This is a genomic window from Oleiphilus sp. HI0066 (genome assembly GCF_001635725.1).
On sequence record NZ_LWFH01000317.1, the window covers coordinates 1 to 1,054 of the forward strand.

Consider the following 1,054-nt stretch of genomic DNA (forward strand, 5'->3'; position numbering starts at 1 on the left):
CGATGACTCGCATACAGATTTGGCTTCATGGGCTGTGTTTGACGAGCGTGATCATGGTGTTCTTCGTGCTCATGCTCTTTAGGTGGTATCTCATCCATTTGATGATGCTCCTGATCATGAACATCATCGTGTTGTGCCTCAGAACCGTGCTCTTGATGACTTGAATCCGCGACATTTAGCGGCTCAGCGCTTAACGTTTTCAAAAACGCCACAATATTCTCAACAGTGTTGACGTCTAAGCTCACCCCGAGTTGGTAATAGGCCATTTTGCTTACCGCATCATGCAAGGTCGGAGATGTTCCGTCATGAAAATAAGGGGCTGTTTGTGCAACATTTCTTAGGCCAGGAACACGAAACTTATAACGGTCTTTTTCGTCTCCAGTTACTAGGTATAAACCATAGTCCGATTCATGTATCTGCTCTTTGTCCGCAAAATAGTCGTGAAACAAACCAAGACGTTGGTATAAGTTACCCCCCAGATTTGCTCCTTGATGACAAGACACACAGCCCAAGTCGTTAAATGATTCGAAGCCTTTTAATTCAGGTTCAGTAAACGCAAGTTCATCACCCTGTATAAACGCATCAAAATCGCTATTCGGCCTGACCATAGTGCGCTCGTAACTTAGTAATGCATCCTCAATGTTTTTCTGCGTGATACCTGCGTTGAATGCATCGGCGAAAGCTTTTACGTAATCTTGATTTGATCTAAGACGCTCAGCAACTAAATCCCAATTGTTGTTCATTTCAATAGGATTGTGGATAGGCCCTTGCAGCTGTTCGCGCAAATCTAGAGCGCGACCATTCCAGAACTGTCGAGCATTCAGGCTTACATTTAGCACTGAAGGTGGATTTACATCACCCTCAGCACCCGCAACACCTAGAGATTTTACTAAACCATCATCTCCACCGAGCGCTACAATATGACAGCTCGCACATACGACAGTGCCGTCGCTGCTCAGTTGAGGATCATGAAATAGCTTCTCGCCCAAGGCAGCGATCTTGGGATCTTCATTATGGAGTTCAGGAATAGGCCTGAACGAGAGAACTCGGAGTC

General features: G+C 45.5%; 1 protein-coding gene. It reads right to left on the bottom strand.

What is annotated here, in order from left to right:
- On the bottom strand, positions 1-1,054 hold a 1,054-nt coding region (locus A3738_RS04665; RefSeq protein ID WP_068763393.1), incomplete at both ends, for a cytochrome-c peroxidase.